We start from the raw sequence: 18,659 nt of genomic DNA on the forward strand, positions 1-18,659 counted from the left end.
GTCCGACATGCCCCAGAGCCCTGCCACGCCTCTGCCGTCCCCCAAGGAACGCCGCAGGCTGCGCGAGGCGAAGTCGCTGAGCCAGGCCGACCTCGCGGCGAGGATCGGTGTCACCCGCGAAACGGTGCGCTCCTGGGAGACGGGCCGCACCCAGCCGCGGGGCCGCAAGCTCCAGGCCTACGCGAAGCTTCTGAACGCGCTCGCCGAGCCCACGACGTCCGCGACGTCTGCGACGTCCACCACGCCTACCATGTCCACGACGCCCGCTGAGCCGTCGGTGTCCTCGAAGCCGTCGAAGCCCTCAGACACCGTCCCGGACAAGGCTCCGGACCGTACGGCGGACAGCGCGCCGGAGAAGGTCGTCGCGGGCAGCGGCCGCGCCACCCGCGGCGCCGGGACCACCCTGCTCGAACGCGACCGGGAGCCCGCCCCCGCCGCTGCCGCCGCCACCAAGCGCACGGCCAAGGCCCCCGCCCCGACGCCGGTGCCGGCGCCCGTGCCGGTCACCGTCCCCCAGCCCACCGACCCCGCGGACCTCACGCCCGCCCAGGCCTTCGACGCCCTCTGCGCCGACTGCGCCCCCGGCCTCGTACGGCAGGCGTACGCGCTCACCGGGCGGCGGGACCTCGCCCAGGAGTCGGTGGAGCGCGCCTTCCAGCTGGCGTGGCAGCGCTGGCCCGAGGTGGCCGTCGACCGGGACCCGGCGGGCTGGGTGCGCGCGGCGGCGTACGAGTACGCGATGGCCCCCTGGCACCGTCTGCGCCCCGGCCGCCGCTCGGACGCCCCGCCCGCGACACCGGCCGACCGCGCCTTCCTCAAGGTCCTCATGGACCTGCCACCCGTACAGCGCCGCGCCCTGCTGCTGTACGACGGCGTCGGCCTCGACCTGCCGGAGACCGCCGCCGAGACCGAGGCGAGCACGCCCGCCACCGCGCACCGCCTGATGAACGCGCGCGAGACCGTCGGCGAGCGGCTGCCCGACCTGGCCGACCCCGAGACGCTGCACCGGCGCCTCGACGAGATCGGCAGGGGTGAGCGGCTGCGGCTCCCGAAGGCCGAACGCATCCGTACCGGCGGCGAACACCGCACCCGCTTCTGGACCCGTACCGCCATCGCGTTCACGACCCTGATCGTCGGCGCGACGGGGCTGACCCTGCAGCACGCCCCCACCCGGTACGAGGCCCCGCTGGCGCCGGGCCGGGCCATCAGCGGGGTGCCGCCGCGGATGGGGCCCGGCCCGTTCACGCCGGCGGACCAGGCGCTGCGGAACAAGCTCCACACGGAGCTGACGAGCGGCCCCTACCGGCTGACCCCGCGGACGGAGTAGCGAGGTCCACGGCGCGAAAAAAAGCGGGCCCGCACCTCTGTCGAGGTGCGGGCCCGCTCTCAGCCGTTGTGGCAGGTGCCGAGGCCGCCTTTAGGGCAACCGGTGCGGCACACTCAGCCCGCGAGGATCGCGCGCGCCAGCTTCGCCGTCTCGGTCGGCGTCTTGCCGACCTTGACGCCGGCGGCCTCGAGGGCCTCCTTCTTGGCCTGCGCCGTGCCGGAGGAGCCGGAGACGATGGCACCGGCGTGGCCCATGGTCTTGCCCTCGGGCGCGGTGAAACCGGCGACGTAGCCGACGACCGGCTTCGTCACGTTGGCCTTGATGTAGTCCGCCGCGCGCTCCTCGGCGTCGCCGCCGATCTCGCCGATCATGACGATCAGGTCGGTGTCGGGGTCGGCCTCGAACGCCTCCAGGGCGTCGATGTGCGTCGTGCCGATGACCGGGTCGCCACCGATGCCGACGGCCGAGGAGAAGCCGATGTCACGGAGCTCGTACATCATCTGGTACGTCAGCGTGCCGGACTTCGAGACCAGGCCGATGCGGCCCGGCTTCGTGATGTCGCCCGGGATGATGCCGGCGTTCGACTGGCCCGGGGTGATGAGGCCGGGGCAGTTCGGGCCGATGATGCGGGTCTTGTTGCCCTTCGACTTCGCGTACGCCCAGAAGGCGGCGGAGTCGTGGACGGCGATGCCCTCGGTGATGACGACGGCGAGGGGGATCTCGGCGTCGATCGCCTCGACGACGGCGGCCTTGGAGAAGGCCGGCGGCACGAAGAGGACGGACACGTTGGCGCCCGTCGCCTCCATGGCCTCCTTGACCGTGCCGAAGACCGGGACCTCGGTGCCGTCGAAGTCGACGGACGTGCCGGCCTTGCGCGGGTTCACGCCGCCGACGATGTTCGTGCCGTCACCCAGCATGAGCTTGGTGTGCTTCATGCCCGTGGCACCGGTCATGCCCTGGACGATGACCTTGCTGTCCTTGTTGAGGAAGATAGCCATGGTGGTGTCTTAACCTCTTCCCTTACTTCGCAGCCGCGAGCTCGGCGGCCTTGTCGGCCGCGCCGTCCATGGTGTCCACGCGCTGCACGAGCGGGTGGTTGGCGTCGCTCAGGATCTTGCGACCCAGCTCCGCGTTGTTGCCGTCGAGGCGCACGACCAGCGGCTTCTCGACCTTCTCGCCCTTGGAGGCGAGCAGCTCCAGGGCCTGCACGATGCCGTTGGCGACCTCGTCGCACGCGGTGATGCCACCGAAGACGTTGACGAACACGGACTTGACGTCCGGGTCGCCGAGGATGATCTCCAGGCCGTTCGCCATGACCTCGGCCGAGGCGCCGCCGCCGATGTCGAGGAAGTTGGCCGGCTTGACGTTGCCGTGCGCCTCACCGGCGTACGCGACGACGTCGAGGGTGCTCATGACGAGACCCGCGCCGTTGCCGATGATGCCGACCTCGCCGTCCAGCTTGACGTAGTTGAGGTTCTTGGCCTTGGCGGCAGCCTCGAGCGGGTTGGCTGCGGCCTTGTCCTCAAGAGCCTCGTGGTCGGCCTGGCGGAAGTCGGCGTTCTCGTCGAGCGAGACCTTGCCGTCCAGGGCCAGGATGCGGCCGTCCTTGGTCTTCACCAGCGGGTTGACCTCGACGAGGAGCGCGTCCTCGGCGACGAAGGTGTCCCACAGGGTCACCATCGCCTCGGCGACGTCCTCGGCCACCTCGGCCGGGAACTTCGCCTGGGCCACGATCTCGCGGGCCTTCTCGATGGTCACGCCCTCGACGGCGTTGACCGGGACCTTCGCGAGGGCCTCGGGGGTCTTCTCCGCGACCTCCTCGATGTCCATGCCGCCCTGCACCGACGCCATGGCCAGGAAGGTGCGGTTGGTGCGGTCGAGCAGGTACGAGACGTAGTACTCCGCCTCGATCTCCGGCGACAGCTCGGCGATCATCACCTTGTGGACCGTGTGGCCCTTGATGTCCATGCCGAGGATGTCCGTCGCGCGAGCGACGGCCTCGTCCGGGTTCGCCGCCAGCTTCACGCCGCCGGCCTTGCCGCGGCCACCGACCTTCACCTGCGCCTTGACGACCGACTTGCCGCCCAGTCGCTCGGTGGCCTCGCGCGCCGCCTCAGGCGTGTCGATGACTTCACCGGCCAGCACCGGTACACCGTGCTTGGCGAAGAGGTCCCTCGCCTGGTACTCGAACAGGTCCACGCGCGTCCGTCCCTTATCCGTGATCTCGCTGCGATCTCGCTGCTTTGGTGTCAGCTGTCTGCATGGGCGTGCCGCGGAGGGCAACGTGACTGCGCTGTCACAAGGGAGGCGTAGGACGGAGTCCGGTACGCGGCATGTCCGTCTCGCAGGTTATCGCCGCGGGACGTAGGTCCCTAAATCGCAGATCACATTTGGGCGGTGATGACGGTCACAGATGTCAACCGTCGGCACCGGCCCCGCAACGGGTGCGGCCCCCGGGGCGCCGGGATCGGCCCTTTGCTCCGGTTGCTGCGATTGCTCCCGCAACCGGGTGGGGCGGGGGAGCCGACGAGAGGTACGTCACGTACCGGCGCCCTCCTCAGGCACGGTGCCCCGCCGCGGTGTCCGGTATGGGAAGCGGGCGGCGCTCGATCGCCGCGGCCATCACCTCCGGGAAGAGGTCGGGGGTGCAGGCGAAGGCCGGCGCGTCCAGCGCGGCGAGCGCCGCGGCGTGCTCGCGGTCGTACGCCGGTGTTCCCTCGTCGGAGAGCGCGAGCAGCGTCACGAACTGCACCCCGGACGCCTTCATCGCGGCGACCCGCTTCAGCATCTCGTCGCGTATGCCCCCTTCGTAGAGATCGCTGATGAGCACGACGACGGTGTCGGCGGGCCGGGTGATCTGCGCCTGGCAGTACGCGAGCGCCCTGTTGATGTCCGTGCCGCCGCCCAGCTGGGTGCCGAAGAGGACGTCGACGGGGTCGTCGAGCTGGTCGGTCAGGTCGACGACGTTGGTGTCGAACACGACGAGCCGGGTGTCGAGCGAGCGCATGGACCCGAGCACGGCCCCGAACACCGAGGCGTACACGACGGAGGCGGCCATCGACCCCGACTGGTCGATGCAGAGGATGACCTCCTTCTTCACCGACCGGGACGCCCGCCCGTACCCGACGAGCCGCTCGGGGACGATCGTCCGGTACTCCGGCAGATAGTTCTTGAGGTTGACCGCGATGGTGCGGTTCCAGTCGATGTCGTGGTGGCGCGGCCTGCTGACGCGGGCGCTGCGGTCGAGGGCGCCGGTGAGCGTGGCCCGGGTGCGGGTCGCGAGGCGCTTCTCCAAGTCCTCGACGACCTTGCGCACGACGGCCCGCGCGGTCTCCTTGGTCGTCTCCGGCATGGCCTTGTTGAGCGAGAGCAGCGTGCCCACGAGGTGGACGTCCGCCTCGACGGCCTCCAGCATCTCCGGCTCCAGGAGCAGCGCGGAGAGGCCGAGGCGGTCGATGGCGTCGCGCTGCATGACCTGTACGACGGACGAGGGGAAGTAGGTCCGGATGTCCCCGAGCCACCGCGCCACGGACGGCGCGGACGCGCCGAGCCCCGCGGAACGGTCCCGCCCCCGCCCGTCCTTCTCCCCCGCCCCGCCGTACAGCGCGCTCAGCGCCCCGTCCACCGCCACGTCCCGCCCCTGGAGCGCGCACCCGGTCCCGTCACCCCCGCTTCCCCCCAACACAAGCCGCCACCGCCGCAGCCGGGCTTCGCCGGGGAGACGGTCGGGTACGTCGTCCGTGCGGGGCGCTTCGTCTGTGCCGGGCACTTCATCCGTGCGGGGCACGCCGTCTGTGCCGGGCACTTTTTCGGCGCGGGGCACGCCGTCTGTGCCGGGCACTTTTTCGGCGCGGGGCACGCCGTCTGTGCCGGGTACTTTTTCGGCGCGGGGCACGCCGTCTGTGCCGGGTACTTCTTCCGCGCGGGTCACTTCGTCCGCGCCGCCGACACCGTCCGTGCGGGCCCCTCCGTCCGCGCCGGGCACTCCGTCCGCGCCGGGCACTCCGTCCGTGTCGGGCATTTCGTCCGTGTCGGGTATTTCGTCCGTGCCGCCTGCTTGGTCCGCGCCGCCGACTCTGTCTGCGCGGGTCACCCCGTCCGCGCCCGGCACTCCGTCCACGCCGTCGACCCCGTCCGCGCCGGGCACCTTGGGCAGGTGGGTCACACCGGTCACGTTGCTCACCTCGGTCACGTTGGTCGTCCCCCTCGCCCCGGCCGTCGCCGTCATCCCGTCACCTCCATCAGCTCACTGCCGTAGGTCGTTCCATCTGGGGTCCTCGCGCCGACCGGCGTGGCTCCGTACGGCGCCGCTCCGTACGGCGTGGCTCCGTGCGGCGTGGCTCCGTGCGGCGCGGCTCCGTGCGGCGCGGCCGCGTAGGGCTCGCTCGCCCCCGCCCCGGGCGACAGGCCGAGCAGCAGGTGTACGACGGGCACCACCGCGTCCGCGCGCGCCGCGTCGAGTTCCTCCACGGAGCCGGGCGCCCCCGCGCCGCCGCTCGTCCCTGCCCCGGTACGGGCGGGCCCGCGCCGTATCAGCTCACCCAACGTCCGCCGCACTCCCGGCTCGTACGCCGAGAACGTGCGCCGCAGCAACGGCAGTACGTCGGTGAAGGCGTCGTCCGACACCCCGCACAGCCAGTCGTCGACCAGCCCCAGCAGACGCGTGTCGTGCACCAGCAACATCCCTCCGCCGGTGCCGCCCCCGACGAACCCCTCGATCCACGCGGCGCCTTCGGCCGGCGCGCTCCCCCGGGAGAGCGCGAGCCCCATGAGCCGGGCCACCTCCTCGTCCCCCAGGTCCCCGCCGTCCAGCAACAACCGCACGCACCGCCCCCGCACGACCCCGGCCACGCCCTCCCGCTGACCGAGCGCACGCAGCACGGATGCCCACCGCACCCGCACGCCCCGAGCGGCCACGCCCCCGGCGGGGACCGCCCCCGCGAGGGCCGGCTCGGCGGGCGTCAGTTCTCCCAGCAGGCCCACCGCCCGGTGAACCGCGTCGACATGCCCCCGCATCTCCAGCGCCGCGTCCGCGTCCAGCCCCGCGCAGGCCGGCGGCAGCCCGACGAAGATCCGCTCGGCAAGGCCGAGGGCCACCTCACCCAGCGCCTCCGTACCGGTCCCCCGCACGTCCCCGTACCGGAGCGACCGCACCAGCGCGGGCAGCGCCTGCGCGAGGTGACCGACGTCCGTGTCGAGGGCCGCCCGGTCCGCAAGGACCCGCATCACCACGGGGAGCGCGTCCGGCAGCTCCGCGAGCAGACACCGCTCGGCGAGCGCGGTGACGTCGGCGAGGGCCCGCGCCTCGACCGCGTCGGAGGCGGCTTTCCCGGTGGCCGCGCCAAGGACCGTGGTGCCCCACACCCCCGCCTCCGCGACCCGCACGGACAGCTCCGGCTCCCACCGCAGCCGCCAGGTCTCACGGAACGTCCCCGTACTCCCCCGGGACACCGCGGGCTCGCCCCAGCCGATGCCGAGCAGCCGCAGCCGGTGCAGCAGCCTGCTGCGCGCCGCGTCCGTCTCCTTGCGGAGGTCGAGCTCCAACTCCCGCTCCAGCGCCTCCGGTTTGAGGCGCAGTCTGCGCTGCAACCGGGTCAGGTCCCGCTGCAACGGCACCGCGGGCGCCGCCTCCGGCACCTCGCCCAGCACGTCACCGACGACGAGCTTGTCGTGCACCAGAGCGAGCGGCACGTCGGAGCCTTCGCACATCACCGCCCGCACGGCGTCCGTCGTCTCGGTGAGCCCGGCGAGCGGCCGCCCCCGCATGGCGGCCAACGTGTCGGCGAGCCGCACCGCCTCGATGACGTGCGCGGACGAGACGAGCCGGTCCTCGTCGCGGAGCAGCCCCGCGACCTTCGTCATCCAGCGCTCGATGGGCCGGTCGGGCGCGGCGAACAGGTGGCCGTACCACCCGGGCGAGGCGATCCCCGCCCCGTACCCGCTCGCGCGGGAGAGCCGGCGGTGGGTCCACGGCACCCAGGTCATCTCCGCCTTGACCTTGGGCAACCCCTTGAGCAGGGCCCGGTCCGCGGCCACCGTGGCCGTCCGCCGCAGCGCCGGCACGTGCCATGCCCCGCATACGACGGCGACCCGCCCGGCCCCGAACTCCTTCGCCGCCGCCCGCATTTGGAGCCTCATGTACGCCTCACGCACCAGGTCACGACCGTGCCCACCGTCCCCGTAGACCTCGCGCAGGGCCTCCATCGCCTCGCCCAACACCTCGAACGGCGCGAACACGTCCCCACCGACCCCCTGAAACCCCCCACCCGCCCCGTGCTCCTCCCCCCTCACTCTCAAGTGCTCCCCGCCCGTCCCCCGGCGCTCGCCGCTCGCCCCCAGGTGCCTGCAGTCCGACTCCGCCCGGTGCGGCTCGCCGCTCGTCCCCAGGCGCTCACCGCCCGCCCCCAGGTGCTCGCCCCTCGCCCCTAGGTGCTCGCCGTCAGTCCCCCGGTGCTCGTTGCTCGTCCCCAGGTGCTCGTCCCTCGTCCCTCGGCGCTCGCCACCCGTCCCCCGACGCCCGCCGTCCGCCCCGTGCTGCTCGCCACCCGTCCCCCGGCCACCGCCGGCCATCCCCCGCTGCTCGCCGCTCGCGCCCAGGTGCTCGCCCCTCCTCCCCCCGCGCCCGCCGCCCGTCCCCCGGTGCTCCACGACGTCCTCCCACCACCGCTCGGGGTCGTCGTACCCCGCGGTCTCGGCGAGGACGGCGACGGGATCGATCCGCACGTCCCCCTCACCGCGCCGCCCATCGCGTCCCTCACCTCCCCTGCCCTCACCTCCCCTGCCCTCCTCTGCCCTGCCCTCCTCTTCGAGTTCCTCCTCGGCGCGCAGCGCCAGCGAGTGTGCCGCCGGGAGGTCGATGAACCGCACCGGGACGCCCTCCCCCAGGGCCCACCGGATCGCGACCCACTCCGGGGAGAACTCCGCGAGCGGCCAGAACGCTGAGCGGCCCGGCTCGTCCACCACGTGCGCCAGCAGGGCGACGGGTGGCCGCATCCCCTCGTCGGCGGCGAGCCCCACCAGGGCGTCGGCCTCCGGCGGGCCCTCGACGAGCAGGACGTCGGGCCGCGCCACGTCCAGCGCGGCACTGACGGCGCGCGCGGAGCCCGGACCGTGGTGCCGCACCCCGAGCAGCAACGGTTCCCGCGCGTTCGCCCCGCGCGCACCCGTATTCGTCACGTGCTCACCCGCGTTCGTCATGCGCTCACCTCACGGCACGCGCGGTAGAAGTCCTTCCAGCCGTCGCGCTCCCGCACGACCGCCTCCAGGTACTCCTGCCAGATGACGCGGTCCGCCGCCGGATCGCGCACCACGGCTCCGAGGATGCCGGCGGCGACGTCAGCGGGACGCAGTACGCCGTCTCCGAAGTGGGCCGCCAGCGCGAGCCCGTTGGTCACGACGGAGATCGCCTCGGCCGTGGAGAGCGTGCCGCTGGGCGACTTCACCTTCGTACGGCCGTCCGTCGTGACGCCGTCGCGCAGCTCGCGGAAGACGGTGACGACACGGCGTATCTCGTCGATGCCCTCGGGCCCGGCGGGCAGGTCGAGGGAGCGGCCGATCTGGTCGACGCGGCGCGAGACGATGTCGACCTCGGCGTCGGCGCTCGCGGGCAGCGGCAGGACGACGGTGTTGAAGCGGCGGCGCAGGGCGCTCGACAGGTCGTTGACACCCCGGTCGCGGTCGTTCGCGGTGGCGATGAGGTTGAAGCCGCGGACGGCCTGTACCTCCTGCCCCAACTCCGGTATGGGCAGCGTCTTCTCCGACAGGATCGTGATCAGCGTGTCCTGCACGTCGGCCGGGATGCGGGTCAGTTCCTCGACGCGGGCCGTCATGCCCTCGGCCATCGCCCGCATGACGGGGCTGGGCACGAGCGCGTCGCGGCTGGGGCCGTGGGCGAGCAGCTGGGCGTAGTTCCAGCCGTACCGAATGGCTTCCTCCGGGGTGCCCGCGGTGCCCTGCACGAGCAGCGTCGAGTCGCCGCTGACCGCGGCGGCGAGGTGCTCGGACACCCACGTCTTGGCGGTGCCGGGAACGCCGAGCAGCAGCAGGGCACGGTCGGTGGCGAGGGTGGTGACGGCGACCTCGACGATGCGGCGGGGCCCCACGTACTTCGGTGTGATCACCGTGCCGTCCGGCAGCGTGCCGCCGAGCAGGTACGTCGCGACGGCCCACGGCGAGAGTTTCCACCGGCGCGGCCGAGGCCGGTCGTCCTGCGCGGCGAGCGCGGCCAGTTCGGCGGCGAAGGCGTGCTCGGCGTGCGGCCGCAGGGCCTGATCGAGGGGGGTGGGGGCGGGCGCGGCGGCCGCGGCACCCGGCACGGAGTCAAGGGTGGAGCCGCCCGCGGAACCTCCCCTGGAACCGGGCGTGGGCGTGGCCGCGGGCGTGGGCTGATTCGCGGTCGCGGACGTCGTCGAGTCGACGGAAACGGTCATGGAGCGATCCCCCTCCAGCTCGTCCGGACGCATCTGGCCCGGATGTGTCTCCACCGTGCACCACGCCACTGACAATCGCCCCTCGCACACCGCTGACCTGCAACGATGGGCGCCGCACGGTCGATTGTCAGTGGCGGCGCCTACCTTCGAGACATGACTCAGCAGGGGGTGCGCTGGACGGCGGATCAGGTGCTGGCACTGGCTCCTGATGCCCCGTCACGCAAGGCGGGCAGCAAACTCGGCGTCGCCGGCCCATGGTCGGAGGCGGGCAGTTCTGACGAGGGGACGGTGTGGGGGCTGTGCAAGGGCAGTGGCAGCAAGCCGTATCAGACGGTCGTCGACATCGCGGATCTAACGGGTCCGGCGTACAAGTGCAGTTGTCCGAGCCGTAAGTTCCCGTGCAAACACGCGCTGGGGCTGCTGCTGGTGTGGGCGGGGGCGGACGGCACCGTGCCGGAGGGCGGCGATCCGCCGGAGTGGGCCGAGACATGGCTGGCCGCGCGCCGCAGCAAGGCGGACGTCCGGCGGAGTCCGGCCGCGACCCCGGCCGCCTCCGCGGATTCCGACGACGCGGCGCGCAGACGTGCGGACAAGCGGGCCGAGCGGATCACCGCGGGGGCGACGGAGCTGGAGCAGCGCCTCTGCGACCTGCTCCGTAGCGGCACCGCGACGGCCGAGCAGGCGGGGTACGGACTGTGGGAGGAGACGGCGGCCCGCATGGTCGACGCCCAGGCCCCGGGGCTGGCCGCGCGCGTACGGGAGTTGGGGGCCATCCCCTCGTCGGGCCCCGGCTGGCCGTCCCGGCTGCTCGCGGAGTGCGCGCTGCTGCACCTCCTCGACCAGGGCTGGCTCCACCGCGACCGGCTGCCGGACGAGCTGGCCGCCACGGTGCGCTCCCGCGTCGGCCTGCCGGCCAAGGCGGAGGGCCCGCCGGTACGGGACCGCTGGCTGGTCCTCGCGCAGTACGACACGGCGGACAGCAGACTCACCACCCGCCGCATCTGGCTCCACGGCACGGAAACGGATCGCTACGCGCTCCTGCTCTCGTACGGGGCCGCGGGGCGCGCACCCGAACTCGCCCTGTCGGCCGGCCTCGTGCTCGACGCCGAGGTGAGGCGGTACCCCGGCGCGGGGCAGCTCCGCGTGGACCTGGGCGAACAGTTCGCGGCGCCGACACCGGAGCCGCGCGGGCGGCCGCCGGGCATACGGACGGACGAGGCGGCCGGCCGCTACGGGGAGGCGCTGCGCGGCGACCCCTGGCTGGAGTCCTGGCCGGTGACGCTCACCGAAGTGATACCGACCCAGGACGAGGGTTCCTGGCAACTGGCCGACGCGAACGGCGACTCGGCACTGCCGCTGACGCCGTACGCGGCGTCGAGGCCGGGACTGTGGCGCCTGATAGCCCTGTCGGGCGGCGCCCCCTTGAAGGTGTTCGGCGAGTACGGCCACCAGGGCTTCACCCCCCTGGCGACGTGGTCGACCGACGCGGGAGAGCCGGTGACGCTGTGCTGAGGGATGGGGGTGGGGGTGGCGTGGGAGGTGCGGGGGCACGGGCAAGCGGGGGCGGTCCTGGTGCGCTGGCGGACGGGGGTGGGGCGCGGACGCTGACGGGCGGGGGAAGTTCTGGGGCGCGGACGGACGGGGGCGGTTCCGGTGTGTTGGCGGACGGGCGCGGTGCAGAACCGTCGACGAAAGGCGGCCGTGCCGGGGCGCCGACGAACCGGAACGGTGCCGCTGCGGTGCTGAGTCGACGCCAAGCCGCTGAGCCGACGCCTGCGTGCCCAGACGCTACGTCGGCGAATGCCCACCCCAGCGCCACCGCGCTGACGAACGCCCACCAGGCCGCCGCACGTCAGGAGAGGGACATGCCCACCAAGCACTCCACGCAGCCCACACCCGCCACGCAGTCCGCGCAGCCCGCCCCTCCCACAGAGCCCACGCCCCCCACACCCCTCACACCCCATCCCACCTGGGACGACCTCGTCACAGCCGCCCTACTGGGCACCGACCGGCGTCCCCTGCCCCCCGGCATCAACCCACCGGACACGCACAGCACACCCGCCGTGCCCAGCGCCTACGGTGATCCCTCCGCACCCGGCGAGCACCACCCACCCGCCGCACCCGACGCGCACCCCGCACCCCCCATGCCCAACGCACACAGCGCACACAGCGCACACTGCGCGCCCACCACACCCCACGCACCCAGCGCGCCAACCACCCCCCACCCACCCCAAGTCCCCCCCAAAGACCCCCCCGCCGCCCTCCTGGACGCCGCAGCCGTGCAGGCCCTGCGCCGTAGAGCGGGCCTGCGCCCCGTCCCCGCCGCCACCCGGCCCGAGCCCGCCGCGGAGGACTCCAGGCCACCGCTGCCGCCCGAGGCCCGGCGCCGGCTCGCGACACTTCTCACCGACCAGCCCGGCACCCCCGGCGGCGGCCGCAGGGGCGCGGCGCCGGACCTGATGGAGCTCCTCCCCCAGTGGCTTGCCCTCGCCAACTCCCGGGGCTACGGCGCACCGCCCGAACTGCTGCCCGCACTCCTGAACGCGGCACGCGGTCGCACCGATCTGCGCCCCCAGGCCCTCGCCTTCGCGGGCCCCAGAGCCCTCTGGCTCGCCCGTCTCAACCCGGACTGGAAGTTCGCGCTCCGCTCGGCCCCGGGCGGCGGCATGGCGCTCCCCTCCACCGACGACCCGCACCAGGTCAACCAGCTCTGGGAGGAGGGTCTCTTCGCCGAGCGCGTCGCCCTGCTCACGGCCCTGCGCGCACACGACACGCACACCGCCCGCGCCGCCCGCGCACTGCTCACCGCCACCTGGTCGACGGAGCGGGCGGAGGACCGTCTGATGTTCCTCGGCTCGCTGCGCACCGGCCTGTCCGCCGAGGACGAGCCGTTCCTGGAGCAGGCACTCACCGACCGGAGCCGTAACGTCCGGGCCACGGCCGCCGAGCTCCTCTCCGCGCTCCCCGACTCGGCGCTGGCCGGCCGGATGTCGGCCCGCGCGGCGTCCTGCGTGGCCCTCGACCACACCTCGGACACCCCGACGCTCACCGTCGAGGCGCCGCACGAGTGCGACGCGGCCATGGAACGGGACGGCGTCGTCCCGAAACCACCCAACGGGCGCGGCGAACGCTCCTGGTGGCTGGGTCAATTGGTGGAGTCGGCCCCGCTCACCACCTGGCAGTCCCGTCTCGGCAACCGCACCCCGGCCCAGATCGTGGCCCTCCCGGTGGCCGACGACTGGCGGAGCGAGCTGCACGCCGCGTGGTGCCGTGCGGCCGTACGACAGCGGGACGCCCTCTGGTCCAGGGCGCTGCTCGGCACCCCCGCGTCACCCGACGCGGCAGGCCCGGGCGCCGTCTCACTCGCCGAGCGCGCCAAACTCCTCGCCTCGCTGCCCGCCGCCGAGCGGGCGTACTGGGTCGCCGGGTTCATCGCGGCGCACGGCCTGTCCGAAGCGTTCCAGTTGCTCGGCGTCTGCGCGGTGCCCTGGGCCGAGCCACTGGGACGCGCGGTCGTGGACTCGTTGAACATCGCGCGGGACGCGGGCAGTTACCCGTGGAGCTTCAGCGGAGTGATGGGCCTCGCGGAACGCTGCCTGGACCCTGCGGAGGCCGTACGCCTGGAAGCGCTCACCGCGGTGCCCGACGAAACGGAGGACGCGTCGCCCGGCGCGGGCAGTTACTGGTCCGAGGCGTTCCGGCGCCTGGTGACGACACTCCGTCTCCGCGAGGCGATACGCACCGAACTCCCCCCGCCACCCGTCACGAACGGGCCATCCGCAACCCTTCCGGCCACCGTTCACGGGGAGTTGTCCGCGAACTCTCCCGGAATTGTCCGCGATCTGTAACAGACGGATCCCGGAGCAACCATGTCTCGTCCTGCCAGGTGGTCGTACGGCGACCGGGGACCGGCGAGGGACTGGCGAAAAGGGGCGGACATGGCACGGCACAGCAGCGGACGCGGCTGGTACGGCAAGCTGATCGGGGCGGCGCTCGGCGTGACGATGCTCGCCACGGGTGCCTCCGTGTGGACCGCCCAGGCCGGCACCTCGGACGACGCGTCACCGGAGGCGGGCGCCTCCGCGCGGCCGGGCAGTGCGAAGCACGTCTCGACGTCCATCGCGCACGCCTCGGACAAGGGGAAGGGCGGCGTCAACATCACCATCGACGACGGCCCCGACCCCAAGTGGACCCCCCAAGTCCTCGACCTGCTCCGGCAGTACAAGGTGAAGGCCACGTTCTGCATGGTGGGGACGCAGGCGCAGGCCCACCCGGACCTCGTCAAGAAGGTGGTCGCCGCCGGCCACCGTCTGTGCGACCACACGGTGTCCCACAACACCGCCATGGACAAGGACACGCAGGCCTACCAGTCCCAGCAGATACTCGACGCCGAACGCATGATCACCAAGGCGTCCGGCGGCGTCCGGCCGATGTACTACCGGGCGCCCGGCGGCGCCTTCACCCCGTACAGCCGCAAGCTCGCCGCCTCCCGGGGCATGCGTCCGCTGGGCTGGAACGTGGACACCAAGGACTTCGAGCGGCCGGGTACGGACGCGATCGTCGCCACCGTCGAGCGCGAACTGCCCAACGGCCCGACGCTCCTCTTCCACGACGCGGGCGGCGACCGCACCCAGACCGTAGAGGCCCTCCGCCGCATCCTCCCCCGCCTCAAGCAACAGGGCCACACCTTCGGCTTCCCGGTCCGCTGAGGCACTTCGGCGGCACACACCCACCCGTACCCGGGACGAGAGCCGACCACCGTCCGGCACCCGCGTACGAGACGGAAGGGGACGCGGGGGTATGTGCGCACGGAGCACCGAGCACGCTCTAGCAAAACTGTCCGCGAGGCGTGGCGAACAGTGGATGGCGAGTACGCACATACCCCCGCGGCCCCGCACCCACAAACGAACCCAAGGCGCAACGCACGCCCCGCGCAGACGCCCACGCCCCCGCGCAGACGCCCACGCCCCCGCTCAGGCCCCCGCGGCCTGCCGCACATTCCCCCGTACCCACTCCACGATCGACGCGGTCGTGGCCCCCGGCGTAAAGATCGCCGCGACACCCTTCTCCTTGAGCGGCGCGATATCCGCCTCCGGGATGATGCCGCCGCCGAAGACCTTGATGTCCTCCGCGTCCCGTTCCTTCAGAAGCTCCAGAACCCGCGCGAACAACGTGTTGTGCGCACCGGACAGGATGGACAGACCGATCGCGTCGGCGTCCTCCTGGATCGCGGTGTCCACCACCTGCTCGGGCGTCTGGTGCAGCCCGGTGTAGATGACCTCCATACCGGCGTCACGCAGAGCCCGCGCGATCACCTTGGCCCCACGATCGTGCCCGTCGAGCCCCGGCTTGGCGACGACCACGCGGATCGGCCCGGCTGCCACACCCATCACTGCCTCCATGTACCGATATCCATCCCGATCACTGCGGACGACCGACAACAGTCACCCGATCCGCCCGATCCCTACGGGCGACCGACGACAGTCACAGTCTGCGCCGGGCACGGATACCCCGCACCACACCGGCCGGGGAAGTGAACGAACGTTATCTCCAGCATCGCGCAAGCGGCAGTTTCGCGGTGGAGAGGGAGGGGGAAATCACACGAAGGGACACGATCGCCACGCGCCCGTCCGTCACAAAGGGGCCCACGCTCCGCTTCCGGACCCGCGCGAGGGGAGCCACATCGAGATCGCCGGACCACCGCGCCACCACCGGCAGCCGTAGCCGCAGCCAAGCCGCAGCCGCAGCCGCAGCCGCAGCCGCACGGCGCGATGACACCGCGGATCGGCGACGCAACGGCGGCACGGGGGGACAGAGCCGTCTCCCGCGCGCCGATCGGGAGGTCGACGATGCCGGTCACAGGGGCCCGCCCCTTTCGCCCCCTCGGCACGCTGCTGCCGAAACTCCTCAGCCTCACCCGCACCACGCTCCCACCCCTCTCACTCCCCCGCCTCCCCCGCCCACCCTTCACCCCCTCCACCGCCCTCCTGAAGGCGACGGCCCTGGAGCTGACGATCCTCGCGGGCCACGTCGTCCTCTATCCCTCCGGCATCGCGCAGGAACGCCGCGCCACCCCGGTCGAGCCGCCCCCGGACGCCCCCCGCCTCCCGCCGGACGGCAGGCCCCCGGTCCTCCTCCTGCACGGCTTCATCGACAACCGCTCCGTCTTCGTACTGCTCCGCCGCGCGCTGTCACAGCACGGCGGCCGCCGCGTGGAGTCCCTCAACTACTCCCCGCTCACCTGCGACATCCGCGTCGCGGCGGAACTGCTCGGCCGCCATGTGCAAGAGCTCCGCGAGCGCACGGGACACGACCGGATCGACATCGTCGGCCACAGCCTCGGGGGCCTGATCGCCCGCTACTACGCGCAGCGGCTCGGCGGCGACGCCTACGTCCGTACCCTGGTGACGCTCGGCACCCCGCACTCCGGCACCCGCGTCGCGCCGCTCGCCGACGCCCACCCGATCGTCCGTCAGATGCGGCCGGGCTCGTACGTGATCGAGGAGTTGAAGGAGCCGGCGCCGGGCTGCCGCACCCAGTTCGTGAGCTTCTGGAGCGATCTGGACCAGATCATGGTCCCGCTGGAGACGGCGTGCGTGGACCACCCGGACCTCACCGCGCAGAACGTCCGCGTGGCCGGAATCGGCCATCTCGCCCTGCCAGTGCACCCGGCGGTCGCGACCGGCATACGTCAGGCACTCGACCTGGCGAACCCGGGAGCCGACGCACGCAGCGCGGACGGACTCACGGTCGCCTGACGCCAAAACCCCCGCCCCGAACGACGCGGCCCACTCCAACCCCACCACGAAAACGCAGCCCCGAACCGCCCCGCCACACCCAAACAGCGCAGCCCCGAACCGCCCCGCCGCACCCCGAACAACGTCTCCCTGAACCGGATCCAGAACCGGAAACACGCCCTACTGACGCAAAACAACGGCACGTTGACGCGGACCCCGCCCCCACGGCCCCCGCGCAACACCCCACCGCCCCGAGCCCGCACCTTCACCACCCCCGCACCACCACCGCAGCACGCCCTCACCCCCACACACCCCGCCCCCCCACCGGCACAAAGTCACCCCACCGCACCCCGGGTCACGCGCCACCCCAGCCCGTGCACCCCACCCCACCCGTGTCGAACGGGCCTCGAACGCAGGGCCAAGGCTGTGCCCACAGTCCACCGAAAGACGGCCGAATGCCCGTTTCCTGCGAGCACGAAACCTGCCGAAGATTGTCGCGCCCGTATACCGCCGGGTACAGTCGCCGCACTGCTCTGCCCCTGCTGCCGAGGCGAAAGAGAAGTTGGTGAACGACCGTCACCCGTCGGGGAGCTCCGCTCCCCCGCCCTCGGCTCCCGGCGCCGACTACGCGCACTACGCGACGTACGGCCAACAGGGCGCCGAGCACGGTGGCTACGGCTACGACGCGTACTCCACCGCCGGCGCCGGATTCGACACCGGGGGCTACGAGACCGGCGGCTACGACACCGGCACCTTCGCCACCGACCCGCTCTTCGGCGACATGCCGGGCACCGGCCACGACACCGGCCAGTGGGCGACCGCCACGGGCCCCCAACAGACGCTCACCCACGACGCGTACGCCGCGCAGCACTGCGCCGCCACGTACGACACCGGCGGCTACGACACCACCTCGATGTGGTCGACGGGCGGGCACCAGCAGCTCGCCGACATCCCGTCACAGCCGGGCCCCGACACCACGGCCCAGTGGGACGCCGGCGCCTGGAACCCGGCGCCGCAGCCCGGCCAGTGGGACACGCAGGCCTTCGAGACGGGCGCGTACGACGAGACGGGCACGTACGACGCGACGACCTGGAACGTCGCGGGCGACGAGCCGCACGAGTCCCCGGAGCCGGAGACCCGGCGGTACGAGGTCACGGACCCGTACGAGATCTCCCCGGAGTCCGCCTACGGCACGGACACCGACACCTCCACCGCCACCGCGTACGAAAGCAACGGGACCGACGCCCCCTATGACGCCATAGACGGCTCGGCCACCGCGGACCTCGACAGCGACGGCGCCTCACCCGCCACCGCCGGCACCGCCACCGACTCCCCCACCGGCCCCCCGTCCTCCCGCCGCGCCTCCCGCGGCAAGGGCGCCTCCGGTTCAGGGAGTTCGCGGACCCGCCGCCGCAGCCCCGCCAAGCGTTCGGCCCTGCTCACGGTCGCCGTGCCCTCGGTCTGTGTGATGGGTGTGGCCGGCGTGGCCGCCGCCTCCGTGGGCAGCTTCGGCGGGGACGAGGGCAGCAAGGAGACGACGGCGTCGGCCCCGGACCCCACGTCCGTGCAGCCCTCCGCCGCCAACAACAAGCTCGACACCCAGCTGGCGAACCTCTCCGCCGACGCGGGTGACTTCGCGGACCGCGCGAGCCGCACGCAGGAGCGCATCGACCTCAAGGCCCAGAAGGTGGCCGCGCAGAAGAAGGCCGCGGCCGACGCGGCGCGCAAGGAACGGCTGCGCCCCAAGTTCTCCCTGCCGGTGAAGCAGCGCGGGCTGAGCGCGTACTACGGCCAGGCCGGCGTCAACTGGATGTCCGCGCACTCCGGCATCGACTTCCCGGTGTCGTACGGCACCCAGGTGAGCGCCGCGACCGACGGCACCGTCTCCACGAAGTGGAACAGCGCCTACGGGAACATGGCGATCGTGACCGCGAAGGACGGCACGGAGACGTGGTACTGCCACCTCTCCTCGCACAAGATCTCCTCCGGCCCGGTGAAGGCCGGCGAGGTCATCGCCTTCTCCGGCAACTCCGGCAACTCCACCGGCCCGCACCTGCACTTCGAGGTGCGTCCCGGCGGCGGCTCGGCGATCGACCCGCTGCCGTGGCTGCGCAGCCACGACCTCGACCCGACCTGACGCCGGCGCCGCCGCGACGATCCCGCCGC

General features: G+C 72.9%; 12 protein-coding genes. 6 read left to right on the forward strand and 6 right to left on the reverse strand.

Annotation, left to right across the window (positions count from 1 at the left end; translation table 11 throughout):
* Nucleotides 1–7: 7 nt before the first annotated feature.
* Nucleotides 8–1,327, forward strand: a complete 1,320-nt coding sequence (locus tag ACFYO9_RS04740; RefSeq protein WP_358776767.1) for a helix-turn-helix domain-containing protein — start codon at nucleotides 8–10, stop codon at nucleotides 1,325–1,327.
* 113 nt (nucleotides 1,328–1,440) lie between these two features.
* Here ACFYO9_RS04740 and sucD read toward each other — a convergent pair whose 3' ends face one another.
* The 5 genes from sucD to ACFYO9_RS04765 form a co-directional block, all read right to left on the reverse strand.
* Nucleotides 1,441–2,325 carry a succinate--CoA ligase subunit alpha gene (gene sucD, locus ACFYO9_RS04745; RefSeq protein ID WP_358776768.1) on the reverse strand — a complete coding sequence of 295 codons (885 nt, stop codon included), beginning with the start codon at nucleotides 2,323–2,325 and terminating at the stop codon, nucleotides 1,441–1,443.
* Nucleotides 2,326–2,347: 22 nt separating this feature from the next.
* On the reverse strand, nucleotides 2,348–3,526 hold the full coding sequence (sucC, locus tag ACFYO9_RS04750) for an ADP-forming succinate--CoA ligase subunit beta (RefSeq protein WP_358776769.1): 1,179 nt from the start codon (nucleotides 3,524–3,526) through the stop codon (nucleotides 2,348–2,350).
* 358 nt (nucleotides 3,527–3,884) lie between these two features.
* The gene (locus tag ACFYO9_RS04755) at nucleotides 3,885–5,096 is read right to left on the reverse strand and encodes a VWA domain-containing protein (RefSeq protein WP_388666026.1); all 1,212 of its coding nucleotides are present in this window, start codon (nucleotides 5,094–5,096) and stop codon (nucleotides 3,885–3,887) included.
* Nucleotides 5,097–5,551: 455 nt separating this feature from the next.
* On the reverse strand, nucleotides 5,552–8,524 hold the full coding sequence (locus ACFYO9_RS04760) for a DUF5682 family protein (protein WP_358776770.1): 2,973 nt from the start codon (nucleotides 8,522–8,524) through the stop codon (nucleotides 5,552–5,554).
* The gene (locus ACFYO9_RS04765) at nucleotides 8,521–9,756 is read right to left on the reverse strand and encodes an AAA family ATPase (RefSeq protein ID WP_358776771.1); all 1,236 of its coding nucleotides are present in this window, start codon (nucleotides 9,754–9,756) and stop codon (nucleotides 8,521–8,523) included. Before ACFYO9_RS04765 ends, ACFYO9_RS04760 begins: the two co-directional genes overlap by 4 nt.
* 153 nt (nucleotides 9,757–9,909) lie before the next feature.
* On the opposite strand from ACFYO9_RS04765, the gene ACFYO9_RS04770 reads away from it, so the two are divergent.
* From ACFYO9_RS04770 to ACFYO9_RS04780, 3 genes are all read left to right on the forward strand, one after another.
* Nucleotides 9,910–11,268: an SWIM zinc finger family protein gene (locus ACFYO9_RS04770; RefSeq protein ID WP_358776772.1), complete on the forward strand. Its 1,359-nt coding sequence runs from the start codon at nucleotides 9,910–9,912 to the stop codon at nucleotides 11,266–11,268.
* 353 nt (nucleotides 11,269–11,621) lie between these two features.
* On the forward strand, nucleotides 11,622–13,604 hold the full coding sequence (locus ACFYO9_RS04775; protein WP_358776773.1) for a DUF5691 domain-containing protein: 1,983 nt from the start codon (nucleotides 11,622–11,624) through the stop codon (nucleotides 13,602–13,604).
* A gap of 90 nt (nucleotides 13,605–13,694) precedes the next feature.
* Nucleotides 13,695–14,465, forward strand: a complete 771-nt coding sequence (locus ACFYO9_RS04780) for a polysaccharide deacetylase family protein (protein ID WP_355803708.1) — start codon at nucleotides 13,695–13,697, stop codon at nucleotides 14,463–14,465.
* 264 nt (nucleotides 14,466–14,729) lie between these two features.
* Here ACFYO9_RS04780 and ACFYO9_RS04785 read toward each other — a convergent pair whose 3' ends face one another.
* Nucleotides 14,730–15,146, reverse strand: coding sequence for a cobalamin B12-binding domain-containing protein (locus ACFYO9_RS04785; RefSeq protein WP_355804221.1), 417 nt, complete (start codon nucleotides 15,144–15,146; stop codon nucleotides 14,730–14,732).
* Between the two features lie 459 nt (nucleotides 15,147–15,605).
* Here ACFYO9_RS04785 and ACFYO9_RS04790 point away from each other — a divergent pair, with 459 nt between their 5' ends.
* Nucleotides 15,606–16,514, forward strand: coding sequence for an alpha/beta fold hydrolase (locus ACFYO9_RS04790; RefSeq protein WP_358776774.1), 909 nt, complete (start codon nucleotides 15,606–15,608; stop codon nucleotides 16,512–16,514).
* Between the two features lie 544 nt (nucleotides 16,515–17,058).
* Nucleotides 17,059–18,630, forward strand: coding sequence for a peptidoglycan DD-metalloendopeptidase family protein (locus ACFYO9_RS04795; RefSeq protein WP_358776775.1), 1,572 nt, complete (start codon nucleotides 17,059–17,061; stop codon nucleotides 18,628–18,630).
* The last annotated feature ends 29 nt before the right edge of the window (nucleotides 18,631–18,659 follow it).

The sequence above is a fragment of the Streptomyces sp. NPDC005863 genome (assembly GCF_042871345.1).
Lineage (GTDB): Bacteria > Actinomycetota > Actinomycetes > Streptomycetales > Streptomycetaceae > Streptomyces.